The organism is Amycolatopsis nivea (assembly GCF_004522235.1).
Taxonomy (GTDB): Bacteria; Actinomycetota; Actinomycetes; order Mycobacteriales; family Pseudonocardiaceae; genus Amycolatopsis; species Amycolatopsis nivea.
Map to the genome: position 1 here is coordinate 120808 of NZ_SDLT01000027.1, position 18756 is coordinate 139563.

An 18756-nucleotide genomic window follows, 5' to 3' on the forward strand; every position below is an offset into this window, starting at 1 on the left:
ACCGTGTCGTGCGCGGCGATGCCGATGAGAACCGGCGTCGCCGCGCACGGCACCCGCTCGAAAGTCACCCATGGAAGCCCGATGTAAACCGACCAACGTTTCCCGCCGCCGATTCCTCACGACCGCGCTCGCCGGCGCCGCGCTCGCCGGCACCGCACCCCTGCTGGCCGCCTGCGGCTCCACCGTCGCCGCGGCAGTGCCCTCCGGACCGCCGAAACGAGGCGGCACCCTCCGCGTCGGAGTCACCGGCGGAGGCGCGTCGGACACCCTCGACCCGCACATCCCCGCCACGAACCCGGACATCGCCCGGGTGCTCAACCTCTACGAACCGCTCCTGCTGCGCGATCACGACTACCGGCTCCAGATGCTGGTCGCCGAATCGCTGAAGCCCTCGCCGGACGCGCGCACCTGGACCGCCGTGCTGCGGTCGGGCATCCGCTTCCACGACGGCCGCCCGGTGACCCCGGCCGACGTCGTCGCGACCTTCCGCCGGATCACCGACCCGAAGGACCCGAAGAGCGGCGCGGCCGGGCTGACCATGCTCGGCGAGGTCGCCGCCACCGGCGACCGGACCGTCGAATTCCGCCTCACGTCCCCGAATTCCGGCTTCGACGACCTGCTCGGGCAGTACAGCCTCGGCATCGTCCCGGCCGATTTCGACGTCAAACGCCCGATCGGCACCGGCCCGTTCAAGGCCGACACCTTCACCGCCGGGCTGCAGAGCACCTTCGTGCGCAACGAGCACTACTGGCGGCCGGGCCAGCCGTACCTGGACCGGCTCTCGCTCATCAACTTCGCCGACGACGACGCCCGGATCAACGCGCTCCTCTCGTCCCAGGTGGACGCGATCGACCAGGTCCCGGTCGCGCTCGTGGACGTGCTCCGCAGCGATCCGCGGATCCAGGTGCTGCGCTCGGAAACCGGGACCTGGCTGCCGTTCACCATGCGCGTCGACCGGCCGCCGTTCGACGACGTCCGGGTGCGCCAGGCGCTGCGCCTGGTGGTCGACCGCGAGCAGATGATCAACCAGGTGCTCAGCGGGCAGGGCCGGGTCGGCAACGACCTGTACGCGCCCTTCGACCCGGCTTACAACCGGCAGCTGCCGCAGCGCAAGCAGAACATCGCAGAGGCGAAACGGCTGCTCGCCGAGGCGGGGAAGCCGAATCTCGACATCGAACTGGTCACCGCGCCGATCCAGGCCGGTGCGGTCGAGGCCGCGCAGGTGTTCCAGCAGCAGGCCAAGGCGGCCGGCGTGAACGTGCGGATCCGGAAGATCGACACCACCACGTTCTACGGCGAGAACTACCTGTCCTGGGATTTCGCGCAGGACTTCTGGTACACGCGCAACTACCTGCCGCAGGTCGCGTCCGGCGCGCTGCCGAAAGCGCCGTACAACGAAACCCATTGGAACGACCCGGAATTCACCGATCTCGTCACGCGGGCGAGCGCCACGGTGGACCCGAAGGCACGCACGGAGCTGCTGCACCGGGCGCAGCGGATCGAGTACGAACGCGGCGGGCTGATCGTCTGGGGGTTCGTCGACCAGGTCGACGCCTACCAGTCCTATGTGGCCGGATTCGTGCCGGACCGGACCGGGATCTCGCTGTCGGGCTACCAGTTCCGCCAGGTCTGGCTCGGCACGGCGGAAGGAGGCGCGGCATGACCCGGCTGATCCTCAAACGGCTGCTCGTGAGCCTCGTGGTGCTGTGGCTGGTCACCCTGCTGGTGTTCGTCGCGACGCTGCTGCTGCCGGGCGACCCGGCGCGGGCCATCCTCGGCCAGCAGGCCACTCCGGAGCGGATCGCCGCGCTGCAGCACCAGCTGCACCTCGACGAACCGGTCTGGCAGCGCTATCTCTCGTGGCTGGGCGGCCTGTTCACCGGCGACCTCGGCACGTCGACCTCGACCCAGGGCCCGGTCACGACGCTGCTGGCGGACCGGGTGTCGGCCTCGCTCGTGCTGCTCGTGCTCGCCGCCGTGATCGCCACCCCGCTCGGGCTCGCGTTCGGCACCTGGACCGCGATGCGCCGCGGCCGCGCCAGCGACCAGGTCGTGTCCGGCATCAGCCTGGTGATCGCCGCGCTGCCGGAGTTCGTGATCGGCGTGGCGCTCATCGTCCTCTTCGCGACAACGGTGTTCCGCGTCCTGCCTTCCGTCACCCTCACGCCACCAGGCGAAGCGGTCTGGGCACAACCGAGTCAGCTCGTGTTGCCGGTGCTCACGCTCGTGCTCGTCGTGACGCCGTACATCACGCGGATGATGCGCGCGACGATGAGCGAGGTCCTCGATTCCGGTTACGTGGAAATGGCGCGGCTCAAGGGAATGCGCGAGCGGACGGTGCTGCTGCGGCACGCCCTGCCGCACGCGGTCGGGCCCGTCGCGCAGGTCGTCGCGATCCAGCTGGCGTGGCTGGCCGGCGGCGTAGTGGTGGTCGAATTCCTGTTCCGCTACCCCGGGATCGGCCAGGCGCTGATCGACGCGGTCGGCAAGCGCGACGTCGCCGTCGTCCAGGCGGTGACGCTGTTGATCGCGGCCGTCTACATCGTGGTGAACCTGCTGGCCGACGTGATCGGCATCCTCGCCGATCCCAAGCTCCGGACGGAGGCAGTGCGATGACCGCGGTCGAAGAAGAACAGGTGGTGCCCGCGGTTCCGGAGACGCCGCCGCGCGCGGCCGGGCTGATCCGCACCGCTTGGGCGTTCCCGCAGGCCAAGGTCGGCACCGTGCTGGCCGGAGTCGTCATTCTGGTGGCGCTGCTCGGGCCGTGGCTCGGCCCGGTCATCACCGGGCACACCACCACGGACTTCGCCGGAAAACCGTTCAAACCGGACGGTCTCATGGGCACCGACGGCCTCGGCCGCGACGTCCTCACCCGCTTCCTGGCGGGCGGCACCACCCTGCTGCTGTACGCGGTCCTCGCCACGGCGCTCGGCATCGTGCTCGGCGCGCTGCTCGGCATGATCGCCGGGTACGGCGGCGGCTGGCTGGACAGCCTGCTGATGCGCGGCAACGACGTGCTGCTGTCGTTCCCGCAGCTGGTCATCGCACTGCTGGCGATCGCGGTGATCGGCCCGAAGGGCTGGCTGCTCGTGCTGGTCATCGGGTTGACGCACGCGCCGCGGACCGCGCGGGTCGCCCGGCAGGCCACGGTTTCGGTGCGCAACCACGACTACATCCGCGCGGCCGAGATGTACGCCGTGCCGCGCAGCCGGATCCTGCTGCGCGAGATCCTGCCGAACATCACCGGCCCGCTCATGGTAGAGCTGGGGCTGCGGCTGACGTATTCGATCGGATACATCGCCTCGCTGTCGTTCCTCGGGCTCGGCATCCAGCCGCCCGCCGCGGACTGGGGCCTGATGATCAACGAGAACCGGATCGCGCTCGTCGTGCAGCCGTGGGGCGTGCTGCTCCCGGTCGCCGCGATCGCGGTGCTGGCCGTCGGCACGAACCTCGTCGCCGACTCGCTCGCCTCGGCCGCGGCCGGGCGGACCCGGGAGGCACGAGCATGACGACCGCTCTGGAGGTGACCGGACTGGCCGTGCGCACGACGGCGGGCCGCCCGGTGCTGCATTCGGTGTCCTACGAGATCGCGCCCGGCGAGGTCCTCGCGCTGGTCGGGGAATCCGGCTCCGGCAAGACGACCGCCGGATTGGCCGCGCTCGGCCATTTCCGCCGCGGGCTGATGGCCGGCGGCGGCCAGGTGCTGCTGCACCCGCGCGACGGCGAACCGGTCGACGTCCTGACGCTCGACGACGCCGTGCGCCGCCAGTTGCGGGGCAGCGCGGTCGCGTACATCCCGCAGGACCCGGCGCTGTCGCTCAACCCGGCGTTGCGCGTCGGCCGGCAGATCGCCGAGGTGCTGGAGACGCACGGCTACGCCGGGTCCGTCGACGAGCGCGTGGCCGAGGTGCTCGCCGAGGTCGGGTTGCCGTCCGACGAGGCCTACCAGCGGCGATACCCGCATCAGCTGTCCGGCGGGCAGCAGCAGCGGGTCGGCATCGCGATGGCGTTCGCGTGCCGCCCGAGCGTCGTGGTGCTGGACGAGCCCACCACCGGCCTGGATGTGAAGACGCAGGCGCTGGTGCTGGAAACGGTCCGGCAGCTGACGTCCGAGCACGGTGTCGCGGCGCTCTACATCACGCACGACCTCGCCGTCGTGGCGCAGCTCGCGGACCGCGTTGCCGTGATGTACCAGGGAGATCTGGTCGAATGCGGCGTCGCTGACGACGTGTTGCGGCGGCCGAAGCACGCGTACACGAAGCGGCTTCTCGCTGCGGTGCCCGACCTCGATGCGGATCCCGCCACCGCTCCCCCGCCGGACGACGTGGTGCTGGCCGCGCGCGACATCCAGGTGTCCTACGGGCAGCAGAAGGTGTTGCGCGGCATCGATCTCGCCGTGACGCGCGGGGAAAGCGTGATGTTGCTCGGCGAGTCCGGTTCCGGGAAAACCACGTTGTCGCAGTGCATCGCCGGGCTCAATCGCGGTTTCACCGGCACTGTCGCGCTCGAAGGCACTCCGCTGGCTCCGGCGGCCCGGCAGCGCAGCACCGACGAACTGCGGCGGATCCAGTACGTCTTCCAGAGCCCGTTCTCGTCGCTGAACCCGCGCAAGACGATCGCGCAGTCGATCGAGGTTCCGTTGGTGCGCTTGACGTCTCTCTCCCGCACCGAGCGCCGGAAACGCGTCGCCGAGACGCTGGACCGGGTCCGCTTGCGGCAAGACCTCGCGAACCGGTTGCCGGACCAGCTCAGCGGCGGCGAACGGCAGCGCGCCGCGATCGCCCGCGCGCTGGTGACCACGCCGGACGTCCTGGTGTGCGACGAGGTCACCTCCGCGCTGGACGTCTCCGTGCAGGCCACCATCGTCGAGCTGCTCGGCGAACTGCGCCGCGAACTCGGCATGGCGATGCTGTTCGTGACGCACAACATCGCCCTCGCCCCGGAGGTGGCGGACCGGATCGCGGTCCTGCGCGGCGGCGAGATCGTCGAGGAAGGCACCGTCGAGACGGTGCTGAACTCGCCGTCGCACGAGTACACCAGCGAACTTCTCGCTACGACGCCGAGGCTGTGAGGAGCCGAATGACTGTCAACGGTGCGGTAAAGCCCGGTTACGAGGGTGTGCGGGAAGCGTTCGGCGACCTCATCGAGGCCACCACTGGCGGAGCCGCCTTCAGCGTGTTCCGCGACGGCGCCCCAGTGGTGGAACTGTGGGGCGGCTCGGCCGCGGAGGGCGTGCCGTGGACCGAGGACACCCGTGCCGTGTTGTTCAGCGGCACCAAGGGCGTGGTCGCGACCATCCTGGCGATGCTGACCGCGCAGGGGAAGCTCGACCCGGACGAACGCGTCGCCCGCTACTGGCCGGAGTTCGCCGCGGCAGGCAAGGAGGACGTGCCGGTCTCGCAGGTCCTCTCGCACACGGTCGGCCTGCCTTACGTCGAGCCCGACCTGCCGATGCTGGACAACGCGGCAAACGCCGAGGCCCTCTCCAGCCAGCGTCCATTGTGGACTCCCGGGACGAAGGTCGCGTACCACGCGCTCACCTACGGCTACCTCGCCACCGAACTGGCCCGGCGCGTCACCGGAGCGGACCTGGGTGTCCTCGTCCGCGACCTCCTCGCCGAGCCGCACGGCCTCGACCTGCGGCTCGGCACCCCGCCGACCGTCCCGGTCGCCACGCTGCGGCGCGCGCCCGGGTACCGGATCAGCACCTTCCTCCAGGACGAGGAACGCCGCCGGATCGTCGAACGGATGTACCGCGGCCTGCTCGATTCGGGCGACTCGATGAACTCGCCGGAGTACCGCGGCGCGACGCTGGCGGCGGGCGGCGCGGTCGGCACCGCGACCGCGATGGCCCGCCTCTACGACCTGCTGCGCTCGGGCGGACTCGTCCCCGCCGACGTACTCGGCCGAGCCACCCGCACCTGGTCCGAGGGCATCGACGCGATCAACGACCGCCCGCTGCGCTTCGGCCTCGGCTTCGAACTGGCCGACCCGATCGGCACCTACGGCCCCGCCGACGCCGACCCCGCCGCTTTCGGCCACTCCGGGGCCGGCGGCGGCCGCCACGGCGCGTGGCCGGCCCGGGGTCTGTCGTTCTCGTTCGTGACGAACGAACTCCAGGCCGAGGACGTCGACCACCGGGCGTCGTCGCTTCTGGCGGCGCTGCACGAGGCCGCCTGACCTACCGTGGGGAGATGCGGATCGTCTCCCTGCTGCCCGCCGCCACCGACCTCGTCGCCACGCTCGGCAAGGCGAGCGACCTCGTCGGCCGCACCCACGAATGCGACTGGCCCGCCGAGGTCGCGTCGGTGCCGGTGGTGACCGCCGCGGACCTCGACTCCGACACTCTGACCAGCCGCGAAATCTCCACCGCCGTCGGAGCGTCCCACCAGGGTTCGTCGCTCTACTCGGTCGACGTCCGCCAGTTGGCCGCCCTCGCGCCCGACCTCGTGCTCACGCAAGACCTGTGCGAGGTCTGCGCGGTGTCCTACACCCGCGTCGCCGCGGCAGTGCGGATGCTCGACGCCGGACCGCGCGTGCTCAGCCTGGAACCGCGCACCCTGGACGAGGTCCTCGACTGCCTGACCACCCTCGGCGACGCCCTGGGCGTCCCGGAGGTGGCCGCCGCCCGCGTCGCCGAACTCCGCTCACGACTCGCCACAATCCGCCGCCACGTCGCAGGACTTCCCCGGCCGCGCGTGGTCGCGCTGGAGTGGCTCGACCCGCTCTGGCCAGCCGGTCATTGGGTGCCCGAACAAATCTCCGCGGCAGGCGGCACCCCGCTGCTCGCGGAACCGGGCGAGCACACGAAACCGATGCCGTGGGACGCCGTGGTCGCCGCCCGTCCGGACGTCCTGCTCGTCCTCCCTTGCGGCTTCTCCCCGGACCGGACCGAGTCGGAGCTGGACGTCCTCACCTCGCTGCCCGGCTGGACCGACCTGCCCGCGGTCCGGAACGACCGGGTCTGGCTCCTCGACGGCCCGTCCTATTTCAACCGCCCGGGCCCGCGGGTGGTGCGCGGAGCGGAGATCCTCGCGACTGTCCTGCACGACATTCCCGCCGAACCCCCGGTCAGCCATGCGGAGGCCCGGCGGATCTGACTCAGCCGCTCGAAAAAATCCCCCGACCGGGAAGCCGCGGACCCACTTTCGCGTTGTCTCTCAAGCAGAACCGGCACGGAATGGGGTGGGTCGCTTGAGCTCTCCCGAACGGCACGCGGCGGACTACCCGGCACCCCGCCTGGCCGTCGATCTCCCGATCGCAGCCCTCCTCATCGCCTCCTTCGCCCACTGGATCCGCGGCGCCCCCGCCGACGGCGTGATCTTCTTCGCCGCCGCGATCCTGCTGCTCTTCACCGAACGCCACAGCACCCCCGCCGACGCCCTGCTCCCCGCCACCCGCCTGCCCGGCGCCTCGCTGATCGCCGCCGCCGCCCTCGTCGCCCTGGCCTTCGGCCGCCACACCGTGCCGATGTTCCTGGCCGTCACCGCGATCGGCATCGGCGCACTCGTCGTGGAGTGGCGGGACCCCTCGCTCCCCGCGCAACCGGTCCCGCGCCGCGGCTGGCTGTGGGTCGCGCTGGCGATCTCCTGGTGTCTCTGGGAGCTCGTTTCCTTCATCTACGAACAAGCCGCAGGCGGGCTCTCCCTCACGCATCCCACGATGAGCGACCTCGTCGACCCGATGCTCGACAACCGCGTCGTCCAGGCGCTCGCGATCGGCGTCTGGGTCGCCGCCGGGCTGGCGATGCTGCGCGCCGCCGCCACCGCGAGGAGGACGGCATGAGCAGCAGGCTGATCACCGAAATCGGCTTCGGCGCGATCGTGGCCGCCGCCCTGCTGCTGTGGCTGGGCAGCCACCTGCTCCCGAAGAAAATCCCGCCGCTGACCCGCGTCCTCTCCGCCCTGATGCGCAAGCGGTCCACCCGGATCGCGCTCGTGCTGGCGTGGTGGTGGGTCGGCTGGCACTTCTTCGTCCAGAGCTGACCCCCACCCCCGGCGTAATCATCGATTATTTCTGCTATGGTCGATGATATGAACGAACGTCTCGAGGTCTCCCGGCTCATCCCCGCCCCCGCCAGCGCCGTCTTCGCGGTCCTCACCGATCCGCAGGGCCACGTCGACATCGACGCGTCCGGAATGCTCATGGACGCCGAAGGCGAACCGGTGACCCAGGCCGGCGACCGGTTCGTCGTCCACATGGACCGCGAAGCGCTCGGCGACCGTCCGCTGGGCAAGTACGACGTCGAGGTCGTCATCACGAAACTGGTCCCGGACCAGGAGATCGCCTGGACCGTCGAAGGCAGCCTCCGCCCGCACGTCCGGCACATCTACGGCTACCGACTGGAACCCGCCGAGGACGGCACCCGCGTCACGTCCTACTACGACTGGTCCGAACTCAGCGAGGAGTGGAAGGAGCGCCTGACCTTCCCGGTCGTCCCCGAATCCGCCCTGAAGGCGACCCTCGGCATCCTGGAGCGCACCGTCCGCCGCCGAGCCGCCTAGCGGTACCGGAACGCGGTCGGCTTGCCCTGCTCCGCCAGATACTGCTCGAAGGTGACCACGCCGTCCGCGTGCTCCGGCACCAGGTTCGCGCCGTCCGCGTAACCCCGGGCGACCTGTCCCGGCGCCGGCACCGGAACGAGCCGTTTGTCCTTCCCGGACGCGGCGAGCAGGGCACGCGCCAGATCGGCCGTCGTCCGCACCTCCGGCCCGCCGAAGTCCGCAACCCGCCCCCGCGGTTCGCCCTGCGCCAGTTCCAGCAGCCGGGCCGCGACGTCGCGCACGTCGACGGGCTGGAAACGGAACTTCGGCACCGGCACCACCGGCAGGCGCGCGGCACCGGCGAGGATCGTCCGCACCAGCGAGTGGAACTGCGTCGCCCGCAGGATCGTGTGCGGCATCCCGGAACCCGCGATCAGCTTCTCGGCGGCCAGTTTTGCCTGGTAGTAGCCGAGCGGGATCTTGTCGACGCCGACGATCGAGACGTACACCAGATGCGGCGTCTGCCCGCTCCACCGCGCGGCTTCGACGAGCGTGCGGACCGTCTCGACTTCCCGGCGGTAGTCCGTCGCGCAGTGAATCACCGTGCCGACCCCGGCGACCGCGACGTCGATCCCCCGCCCGGTGCGCAGGTCGCCGGCCGTCCACTGGACCCCTTCGCCGGACCGCCTCCGCCGGCTCAACGCCCGCACCGGAACCTCCGCGGCCCGGAGCCGTTCCACGACCACCCGGCCCAGTTGTCCGCTTCCGCCGGTGACGAGGATCTGCTCGGCCACGTGGTTCCTCCCGCTGCCGCACCGCCCGGGCTCAGCCGGCTTACGCCCGCCATCCTGGCACGCCTCACGGCACCCGGGTCAAAACCTCGAACGCCACCGCACCGTCGGCTCATCCGCAGCATGCCGTGATCAGCCCCGACGTCGCCTCATTCCCCCGAGCTCAGCCGACTCTCACCCGCCAACCAGACACGCCTCACGCCACCCGGGTCAAAACCTCGAACGCCACCGCACCGTCGGCTCATCCGCCGCGTCCCGCCGCGGCGCATCCTTCCGCAACAACACCGACAACCGCCCNCGCGTCCCGCCGCGGCGCATCCTTCCGCAACAACACCGACAACCGCCCATACGCCGTGATCAGCTCCGACGTCGCCTCATTCCCCCGCCCGGCCCGGGCATGCTCGAACCCCTGCCGCAACGCGGCCAGCGCGCCCGGTTCCGCCGTCGCGAGCAGGCCAGCCGCCTCGGAAACCGTCTCCGCGAGCCCGTCGAGCATGGCGTTCGTTTCCGGCCGTCCGGGCGCGACAGTGAGCACCGGCGAAAGCACCCGCAGTTGGTGGTGCAGCCGGTAAAGCACGGCAAGCGGATCGTTCTGCTCAGCACTGTCCATCGTGCTCTCCTCCGCTCCGTCCCCGGGGAGACGAGGCGGAGGCTCCCCCATGACGCCAGGCGCCCGATTGACTTCGCTCAGGAGTCCTCTGCCTCCAACCCGTCCCGGTCGGCCCACTCCAGCAACGGCTCGAGCGAGTACGCCACGTCGTCGATCCCCGCGTGCAGGTCGCCGAGTTCGGCGAACCGCGCGGGCACGGTCGCGATCGTGCAGTCGTGCGGGTCGACGTCGTCGACCTCGTCCCAGCGGATCGGCGTCGACACCAGCGCCTCGGGCACCCCGCGCACCGAATAGGCGCTGGCGATCGTGTGGTCCCGCGCGTTCTGGTTGTAGTCCACGAACAGCTTCTTCGGGTCGCGGTCCTTGCGCCACCAGGTGGTGGTGACCTCGTCCGGAGCCCGCCGCTCGACCTCGCGCGCGAACGCCAGCGCGGCCCGGCGGACGTCGGCGAACCCCCAGCGCGGTTCGATCCGCACGTAGATGTGCATCCCGCTGCCGCCGGACGTCTTCGGCCAGCCGCGGATGTCCAGTTCGCCGAGGATCTCCTCGGCAACGTGCGCGACCCGGCGCACGGTGTCGAATCCGCAGTCCGGCATCGGGTCGAGGTCGATCCGCCATTCGTCGGGCCGCTCGGTGTCCGCGCGCCGGGAATTCCAGGGATGGAACTCCACAGTGGACATCTGCACCGCCCACGCGACGTGCGCCAGCTCGGTCACGCACAGCTCGTCGGCGTGCCGGTGGTAGCGCGGGAACTGCACCCGGACCGTCTCCAGCCACGGCGGCGCACCGTTCGGCACCCGCTTCTGGTGCACCTTCTCGCCGGCCACCCCGGACGGGAACCGGTGCAGCATGCACGGCCGTTCCCGCAGCGCGCGCACGATCCCGTCGCCGACCGACAGGTAGTAGCGGACGAGATCGAGCTTCGTCTCGCCGCGCGCCGGGAAGTAGACCCGGTCCGGGTTGGACACCCGGACCGTCCGGTCCCCCACCTCGAGCTCGACGGCCTCGCCCTTAGCCATGCCACCGACCGTATCCGGAAACGGCCCGGCGCGTCAGCGCCCGAACGGCACGAGGGTGAAACGCCTGCCCGCCGCGGCGCCGGCCGCTCGCCGCCGGATCGGTCAATTCGGCAACGCAGCCAGCACGGAGCGATCCAGTTTGTACACCGTGACCGTGCCCGACCGGAACGCCACCGAGAGGCCGGGAAGGCCGTCCAGGTTCTGCAGTCCCGGAGCCAGCTCGAACGTCGGCGCGGTGTACCAGCTGTTCGGCGAACCGGGTCCCGCGCCCATGGTCGGCGCTTTGCTGTCCACGTAGACGTAGCCGATGTTGAGCGACAACACGGTTTTCCGGATGTTCGGGTCGGTCGGATAGTCGCGGAACGAGCGCAGCAGCTCATAGGTCACCGGCTCGAGGGCCGAGCCGAGCGTGACCACGTTGACCACCGGCACCCGGTCCTCGACGTACGCGTAGGTCGAGCCGTCGTTGGCGCTGTTCATCAGCCGTTCGCCGGGCTTGATGTGCTCCTCGACGAACTTCGCCGCCCGCTTGTCGTCGTCGTTGACCCGGGTGAACTCCGGCTTCGCGTAGCGGCTGGCGATCACCTGGGCGTTGCGGTGTTCGTAGGGCACCGCGGCGTAGACGACATATCCGGCCATCATGACCGCGAGCAACGCGGCGGAAACCGGACCGGCGAACCGGCGGACGCGACTGAACACCGCCGCGTTCTTCGGCATCCCCGCCAAGCGAATGATTCCGACCGCCACGAATACGACCGCGATAGCCGCCAGCACCGGAATGAACAGGGAAATGTGCGACTGAATGCGCACATACGATTTGTAGAACGGCGATCCGACCATCGAGCCGATGCCCGACCACGGGTGCACCTTGAAATCGACGACGATCGCCAGCCAGGCCAGCCACATCGCGGCGACGCCCCACGCGCGGCGGAGCACCACGACGACCAGCACCCCGATCAGCGCGAGCACGCCCGCGCTGAGCTGCGAGAAGATGCCGTGCGGATCGAAATAGCCGCCGTAGGTGAGCTTGAGGTTGGTCGACAGCGCGTCGCCGAACCGGCCCGGCGGGATGTCCGGCGACCAGGTCCCGGTGCGCGTGGCCTGGCTCGCCGAGCCCAGCAGCGTGGTCGCCGAGGCGAGCGCGGCCACCAGCCCCGCCGCCAGCAGGACCGGCCACTGCCCGCGCAGGATTTCCCGGCCCCGCTTCGTGAACGCCTCGACGATCCAGAACACCACGACGCTGAGGCCGACGGTGGCGGCCACGCTCGGGTGGACCGAGAACACCCCGGCCACCCCGAGGCCCAGCACGAACGCCCGCAGCCAGCGCGAGCCCGGTCCCCATCCGCGGAGCCCGCCCACCGAGATCAGCGCCGCGATCACGCCGGGAGCCATGCTCATCGCGGCCGCGTTCGGGGCGATCCCGCCGTCGTGCAGGAGCTGCACGCCCGGCCGGTACAGCCCGGCCGCGACCAGCGCGGCGACCCCGCCGGCGAGGGCGGTCCAGCCCGATCCGGCGCGCAGCCTGCGGAACGCCGCGGCCGCGAGCGCCGCCGAGCCGAGCACGAACACCGGCCCGGTGATCAGGGCGTTCATCACGTTGAAGCCGGTGATCGGCCCGCCGGTCAGCTGGCCCGAGAGCGCCGCGGGCAGCGGCAGCCCGGACGGGTAGAACGACACCGGCTGCCCGGTGAGCACGTCGATCGGCAGGAGGTCCCACGGCGCGGCCCGGCCGGTGTCGCTGATGTAGGCCACCAGCACCATGTGGATGATCGTGTCGTGTTCCTGCGGGTACGTGTCCCAGGAGCCGAGGCCGCCGTGCCATTGCTGCAGGGCGAGCGCGACGGCGCCCAGCACCAGCACCGCGGCGCCGAGCTTGGCCGCCAGCAGCCACCGGCCGGTCAGCGCGGGCAGCAGCGAGGTGTCCGGCTCCTCGACCGGCGCGGGCTCGGTGCGGCCGCGGCGCAGCCACGCGATGCCGAAGACGATCGCGGACAGCAGCAGGGTCACCGCGAGCGCGAGCGGAATCCCGAAGGACAGCCCGGGAATGCCGGACGCCAGCCCGGCCAGGCCGTAGACGCCGACGCTGACCGGCGCGGTCAGCGCGGCGAGCCACAGTTTGTCCCGGACGCCGGCGGCGAGTTGCACCAGAAGCCCCGGCACGGCGAGAACGGCCAGCCCCGCCAGCGGGTACAAAAGCAGACTCACGGCGAAGACCACCCAATCTCGTGAAGAACTCGTTGGATTCCACTGGGAACTGCATCTGTACTGAAGACTGGGGCCGCCGGTCGCGCATCGAAGACGGAACTTCCGATATGCCTTCGATTTCGACGTGCTGCCTTCCCGCCGCCGCCGAGAATACGACACCGACCCCGGGATCCCGGGACCGGCCCGGCAGAAGTCGATCGACGGCGGGGCAGGCCCGCGGGCGCCCACGCCCCGCCCCTCCCCGGCTCCGGAATCGCGGTGCTCCGGCCGTCTTCAGGCCGCGGGTCTACCCGCTTCCGCCGCGCGTCGCGTCGAGCACGGCGGTCTGCTTCGCCACCCCGGATGTCGAGCGGGTGCCGTGTTCGACGGACAGCCCCCGCATCGGTACCGGGTAGTCGTACCGGAACACCGCGACCGGCTCCCGCACTTTGTCGCCGCGAAGGTACGTCGGCACTTCGGTCGCCTTCGCGTCGGCGTACAACGGCACGTACGGGCCCCCGGCGTCCGCGGCGTAGGAAACCCCGACCAGCGACTGCGCGTCCTGGCCGGGCGCGAACCGGTAGCGGACCGGCTGCACGATGCCGTCCGCCAGCGAGGCCGGGGTGCGGCACGGCAGGACGAACGCGTTGGTCCAGTCCAATGTCACCGGCTCGCCGACGGGGATGACGTCCGTCAGCGGCGTCAGGCGCGGAATCCGGGGCGCGGTGACCGCGACCCAGCCCGCCGCACTCGGGTCTTCGTCCCGCGCGACGACCCGGACCCGTTGCGCCCCCGGTGCCTGCCAGCGGGGATCGAAGCGCGCGTCGAGCCACTTCCCGCTGTTGTCCTCTTTGGCCTTCATCGTCGCCAGCACGGTCCCGTCCGCCTTCGCGAACTCCACCGAAACCTGCGCTTTCCCGTGCGCGGCGCGGGAAATCACCACCGGCGGCGAATCCGGCGACCCGACGTCGGCAGGCAGGTCATACCACCCGCTGACGAGCGTGCCAGTGCGCGAGGGCGACCCGTGCGAACTCCATGCCGGGTGCTCCGGGTCGCTGCCGAACGGGGCCGGCGGCGCGGCGTCCGGCGGGAACCCGGTGTTCGTCGCGAACCCTTCCGCCGAGGCGGGAGAGGACGCTTTGAGCACGCCCGCGCCGATGTCCGGCTCGACGTCCAGCCAATCCTCGACGCCGCACGAGTTCCCGGCCTTGCCGGCACTGGCGGCGAGGCCCAGCGAAGCCAGATTCGACCGGCCGACGGAGTAAGTGCCCCAGCGCACCTTCACCGCTTGCGCCTGTCCGACCACTTCGACCGCCACCGTCGCGGCCGCCACCGCGACGATCACCCAGCTCGACCTCGGCAGCCAGCGCGGAGCCCGGCTCGCTCCGTCCCGGCGTTTCGCGGTCTGCCAAGCACCGGCGACCACACCGGCGAGCGCGACCGCCAGCCCGGCCCAGAGAGCCAGATCCGCCAGCCGCACTCCCTTCACAGTGGGGACGGTGTCGCCCCACCGGACGTCGTAGTCGGACTGCATCCACCACCAGTTCGGCGCGGACCAGGCCAGCCAGGTCGTCACCGCGACCAGGCCCAGCGCCGTCGCCCGTGCCCACACCGAGGACAGCGCTCCGCGTGCGAGGGTGTGCACCAGCATCGCGATCATCACCGTGCCGAATCCGGCCAGCGCACCGAAATGGTGCGTCCACTTCGTCGGCGTGAACGCGAGCACGACCAGGCACAGGACACTGATGACAGCCATGCGGCGGGCAGGCCCGACAGCCAGTCCCGGGGCGCGGCGCCAGATCAGCAGCACAGCCAGCAGGGCCATCGCCAGAAGCATCAGCAGCACCGGCACCCGGCGGTTCAGCGCACCCTCGACCACCGACGGATCGAGCAACGTGACGTACCGGTTGATTTCGCTCTGCCACGGCAGATCCGGCCCGATCTTCTGCCGGACAGCGGTCGACTCCAGCACGGCGGTCAGCGGCTGGTCGTAGAACGCGGTCAGGAGCGCGCTGGCACCGGCGCCGACCACCACCGCGACCGCGCCGAGCACGCGCAGGTCGCCGCGCCTGCGCACCAAGCGGAAAAGAGGACGCACCCCGGCGATGAACGGCAGGAACGCCGCGATCCCGAGCGGGTTCGTCGTCGCGGTGGCGCCGGCGACCACCAGCCCGATCGCGACCGGTGTCACCGCACTGGTCGCCACGGCGCGCTCGACCAGCGCGAACACCGCCAGCGAGCCGAACACGATCCACGGCTCCGGCCGCAGCCCGACGTCGAAGGCCACGTACCAGGCCAGGAAAAGGGCCGCGGTCGCCCAGCGGGTCCACCTCGTCGGCCGGTTCACCAGCCGCGGCAGCACCACGCGATCGATCAGGAACCAGGACGCCAGCCCCAGCAGCACCGACGGCAGCCGCATCCACACCATGGCCGGCGTGACGCGGCCGAGAAGCGCGTACAGCTCGTAGTACCAGCCCCACGGCGCTTCCGGCGCGTTGAACCAGCGGAAGTAATTGCCGGTGAACCCGCTCGTCTCGCGAGCGCGCAGCATCGTCGAGATGTATCCGTCGTCCACGGTGAGCGCGCCGACGACGGACCAGACTCCGAGCACGCCGGTCACGACGAGGTCCGCCGGCCGCGGCACCCACGCCCGCCGGGGAAGCAGCCGGACCCGGCGGGCGGCGCTCCGGTCGCGCCGGATCAGCAGCACGATCATGCCGAGCAGCGCGAGCAGCGACACCACGCCGAGCGCGATCTTCGCCGCGCTTGGCGTGCTGACCCACCGGGTGTCGGGTTCGATCTGCGCGGACACCGCGCCGGGGTGCTCGGTGTACAGCCCGGCGACGTTCGGACGGCCCGTCGTCTTGGCGGTGCCGACAGTGGTGCCTTCGCCGTCCGCGTGCACCGTCAACTGGCAATCGGCACCGGCGGGGCGGTGAAACAGTTCTGTGCCACCGAGTTCTGCTCGGACCGTGCCGTCGACCGCCCGGATCTCCAGCCCGCCCGCGAGCGGCTCCGCGCCCTGCTTGCCTTTCGGCGGAGTGGTCGCGAACAGCAGCCCATTCGGCTCGGCGCATCGGACAGTCGCGTCGAGTCTGGCCGGGTGGTACGGGTACAACGGCAGCGCGGTGTCCTGCGCGCCGTCCCAGCGATATGTCGTTGTCTCAGTGTTCACCGGCGCGACGGTGAACAGCACCGCGGTCAGCGCGCAGACGAGCCCGAGCCCGATGATGAGCCAACGATGGCCGGCTTGCCCGCTTGCGGCGGCGTCGGAATCTGGGGTCGGCACGGCGCGGAGTTTAGTGTTCCGGCGTATCTCCGCCGTGAAGCGGCCCGGCGCCGCCGCGTCGTCGCATGTGAGGCCGGTCTCGGGGCTCCCGGGCCCAGGAGCAACCGGGGCTTCTGTCCACTGTGGAGCAGCCGCCGCGCCCCGTCGTCGCCCGTTCGAGCGACTGCCGCGTGCTTTCCGCCCCGAATACCCTCGAGGACGCCCCGGGTTACCCGAAAGTCTCCCGCCGGACCGTCCACCGTGGACATCCGCGCAGCTCCAGCGGGATTTCCGGAAGTCAAACGGGTCCTGCCCGGTTTGCCCGGTTCCTCCACGGTGATCTGGAGCACACCTTAAGTCCAGCCTAGGTGTGCTGCGTCACGCGGTCCGCTACCGCTAGCGTCACGCAACCATGGAATCCACAGTGGTCGCCAAAGAGGGCGACAACTACACGAAAGCACTGGGCAACCGCCAGGTGCAGATGATCGCGATCGGCGGGGCGATCGGGGTCGGGCTCTTCCTCGGCGCGGGCGGGCGGCTCCACGAAGCGGGTCCGTCGCTGGTCCTTTCCTACGCGCTGTGCGGCATCGCGGCCTACTTCGTGATGCGAGCGCTCGGCGAACTCGTCATGCACCGGCCCAGCTCCGGCAGTTTCGTGACCTACGCCCGCGAGTTCATCGGCCCGTGGGCCGGGTTCGTCTCCGGCTGGATGTACTGGCTGAACTGGGCGATGACCGGGATCGCGGAGATCACCGCGGTCGCGATCTACGTGCACAAGTGGCTGCCGGACGTCCCGCAGTGGATCACCGCGCTCGTCGCGCTCGGCGTGCTCATGGCGGTCAACCTGCTGAGCGTGAAGCTGTTCGGGGAACTGGAGTTCTGGTTCTCCGTCGTCAAGGTCCTCGCGATCATCGTGTTCCTGGTGACCGCGCTCGGGCTCGTGTTCACCGGCGCGAACATCGGCGGCACCACCGCCGGCGTGCACAACCTGACCGACCACGGCGGGTTCTTCCCGGCCGGCGTCGGCATCGCGCTGATGACGCTGCAGGCGGTCGTGTTCGCCTACTCCGCGATCGAGGTCGTCGGCATCGCGGCCGGCGAGACCAAGGACGCGCGCAAGGTCCTGCCCAAGGCGATCAACGGCGTCGTGTGGCGGATCGGCGTCTTCTACGTGGGTTCGGTGCTGCTGCTGGCGATGCTGATGCCGTGGCCGTTCTACAACGGCGGCGAAAGCCCGTTCGTCACGGTGTTCTCGCGCCTGGGCATCGGCGGCATCGGCGACGTGATGAACGCCGTCGTCCTCACCGCCGCGCTCTCCTCGTGCAACTCGGGCCTGTACTCCACCGGCCGCATCCTCCGCGCGCTCGCCGACGAGGGCGAAGCACCGAAGTTCGTCGGCAAGATGAACTCGCGGCACGTGCCCTACGGCGGGATTCTCTTCACGTCGGTGGCCTACGTGCTCGGCGTGGTGCTGAACTACATCGTGCCCTCGGAGGCGTTCGACATCGCCACCGCGATCGCCTCGCTCGGCGTCGTCGCGACGTGGGCGACCCTGGTGTTCTCCCAGATGCGGATGCGCCAGGCGGCCTTGCGCGGCGAACTGGAACGGCCGAGCTACCGCATGCCCGGCGCGCCCTACACCGGCTGGGCCACGCTCGGATTCCTCGTGCTGGTCGTGGTGCTGATGGGATTCTCCGACGGAGCCGAGAAGATCGCGTTCTACTCGATCCCGGCGATCGTCGTGGTGCTCGCCGTCGGCTGGCGGCTCGTGTCCCGCAAACGGCAGGCGCGCACCGGCGCCTGAGCGGAGCCCGCGTTCCCCCATCCCCGCGAACGCGGCACCGGCCCGGCCGTCCTTCCGATACCCACCGGAGGGACGGCCGGGTTCTTTTCGTTCACCACAACGGGAAGTCGACCCCGCGCTCGGCTTCCGGCCGCGGCCCGAAGATCCGCCGCTCGGACTCCTCGATCCGCCGGTCGTTGATCGACGCCTCGCGCCTGTTCATCAGGCCGTTCTCGGCGAACTCCCACAACTCGTTGCCGTAGCTGCGCCACCATTGCCCGTCCGCGTCCCGGCTCTCGTACTGGAACCGGACCGCGATGCGGTTCTCGCGGAAGCCCCACAGTCCCTTGCGCAGCGCGTAATCCCGCTCGCGCTCCCACTTCGCGGTCAGGAACTCGACGATCGCGGCGCGGCCGACCACGTGCGTGTCGCGGTTGCGCCACACGGAATCCGGCGTGTACGCGAGCGAGACCTTCTCCGGGTCCCGCGTGTTCCACGCGTCCTCGGCGGCCTGGACCTTCTGCAGGGCGGCAGCGAGGTCGAACGGCGGGAACGGGGGCCGCGATTCGGTCATGACAGGGGTCCTAATCAGTTCTGGGAGTGAGCCGTCCGGCACAC

General features: G+C 70.7%; 15 protein-coding genes. 10 read left to right on the forward strand and 5 right to left on the reverse strand.

Features of this window, described 5'->3' with window-relative positions:
* The first annotated feature begins 70 nt into the window (after positions 1-70).
* The 9 genes from EIZ44_RS28365 (at position 71) to EIZ44_RS28405 (ending at position 8504) form a co-directional block, all read left to right on the forward strand.
* Complete coding sequence (locus EIZ44_RS28365; RefSeq protein ID WP_134732306.1) at positions 71-1663, forward strand: ABC transporter substrate-binding protein; 1593 nt, start codon at positions 71-73, stop codon at positions 1661-1663.
* Positions 1660-2616, forward strand: a complete 957-nt coding sequence (locus EIZ44_RS28370) for an ABC transporter permease (protein WP_037805897.1) — start codon at positions 1660-1662, stop codon at positions 2614-2616. Before EIZ44_RS28365 ends, EIZ44_RS28370 begins: the two co-directional genes overlap by 4 nt.
* Positions 2613-3509 (forward strand): ABC transporter permease, encoded by an 897-nt coding sequence (locus tag EIZ44_RS28375; RefSeq protein WP_134661523.1) that lies wholly within the window; start codon positions 2613-2615, stop codon positions 3507-3509. The genes EIZ44_RS28370 and EIZ44_RS28375 overlap by 4 nt, the downstream gene beginning before the upstream one ends.
* A complete protein-coding gene (locus EIZ44_RS28380; protein WP_134732308.1) occupies positions 3506-5071 on the forward strand; it encodes an ATP-binding cassette domain-containing protein in 1566 nt (521 codons plus the stop codon). Before EIZ44_RS28375 ends, EIZ44_RS28380 begins: the two co-directional genes overlap by 4 nt.
* Positions 5072-5079: 8 nt before the next feature.
* Complete coding sequence (locus tag EIZ44_RS28385; RefSeq protein WP_134732310.1) at positions 5080-6180, forward strand: serine hydrolase domain-containing protein; 1101 nt, start codon at positions 5080-5082, stop codon at positions 6178-6180.
* Positions 6181-6194: 14 nt separating this feature from the next.
* The gene (locus tag EIZ44_RS28390; protein WP_134732312.1) at positions 6195-7100 is read left to right on the forward strand and encodes a cobalamin-binding protein; all 906 of its coding nucleotides are present in this window, start codon (positions 6195-6197) and stop codon (positions 7098-7100) included.
* 85 nt (positions 7101-7185) lie between these two features.
* On the forward strand, positions 7186-7785 hold the full coding sequence (locus EIZ44_RS28395; protein WP_240691436.1) for a hypothetical protein: 600 nt from the start codon (positions 7186-7188) through the stop codon (positions 7783-7785).
* On the forward strand, positions 7782-7985 hold the full coding sequence (locus tag EIZ44_RS28400) for a DUF6186 family protein (protein ID WP_134732316.1): 204 nt from the start codon (positions 7782-7784) through the stop codon (positions 7983-7985). Before EIZ44_RS28395 ends, EIZ44_RS28400 begins: the two co-directional genes overlap by 4 nt.
* Positions 7986-8033: 48 nt before the next feature.
* On the forward strand, positions 8034-8504 hold the full coding sequence (locus EIZ44_RS28405) for an SRPBCC family protein (protein ID WP_134661529.1): 471 nt from the start codon (positions 8034-8036) through the stop codon (positions 8502-8504).
* Here EIZ44_RS28405 and EIZ44_RS28410 read toward each other — a convergent pair.
* The 4 genes from EIZ44_RS28410 to EIZ44_RS28430 all read right to left on the reverse strand — a co-directional run bounded on the left by EIZ44_RS28410 (position 8501) and on the right by EIZ44_RS28430 (position 16376).
* Positions 8501-9277: an SDR family oxidoreductase gene (locus EIZ44_RS28410; RefSeq protein ID WP_134732318.1), complete on the reverse strand. Its 777-nt coding sequence runs from the start codon at positions 9275-9277 to the stop codon at positions 8501-8503. The genes EIZ44_RS28405 and EIZ44_RS28410 overlap by 4 nt on opposite strands.
* Before the next feature lie 684 nt (positions 9278-9961).
* On the reverse strand, positions 9962-10903 hold the full coding sequence (gene ligD / locus EIZ44_RS28420; protein WP_037805886.1) for a non-homologous end-joining DNA ligase: 942 nt from the start codon (positions 10901-10903) through the stop codon (positions 9962-9964).
* A gap of 102 nt (positions 10904-11005) precedes the next feature.
* A complete protein-coding gene (locus EIZ44_RS28425; RefSeq protein ID WP_134732322.1) occupies positions 11006-13108 on the reverse strand; it encodes a DUF6541 family protein in 2103 nt (700 codons plus the stop codon).
* Between the two features lie 286 nt (positions 13109-13394).
* Positions 13395-16376, reverse strand: coding sequence for an arabinosyltransferase domain-containing protein (locus EIZ44_RS28430; RefSeq protein ID WP_134732324.1), 2982 nt, complete (start codon positions 16374-16376; stop codon positions 13395-13397).
* 391 nt (positions 16377-16767) lie between these two features.
* On the opposite strand from EIZ44_RS28430, the gene EIZ44_RS28435 reads away from it, so the two are divergent.
* Positions 16768-18159: an amino acid permease gene (locus tag EIZ44_RS28435; RefSeq protein ID WP_037805885.1), complete on the forward strand. Its 1392-nt coding sequence runs from the start codon at positions 16768-16770 to the stop codon at positions 18157-18159.
* Positions 18160-18250: 91 nt separating this feature from the next.
* Here EIZ44_RS28435 and EIZ44_RS28440 read toward each other — a convergent pair whose 3' ends face one another.
* A complete protein-coding gene (locus tag EIZ44_RS28440) occupies positions 18251-18712 on the reverse strand; it encodes a nuclear transport factor 2 family protein (RefSeq protein WP_134732326.1) in 462 nt (153 codons plus the stop codon).
* Positions 18713-18756: the final 44 nt, after the last annotated feature.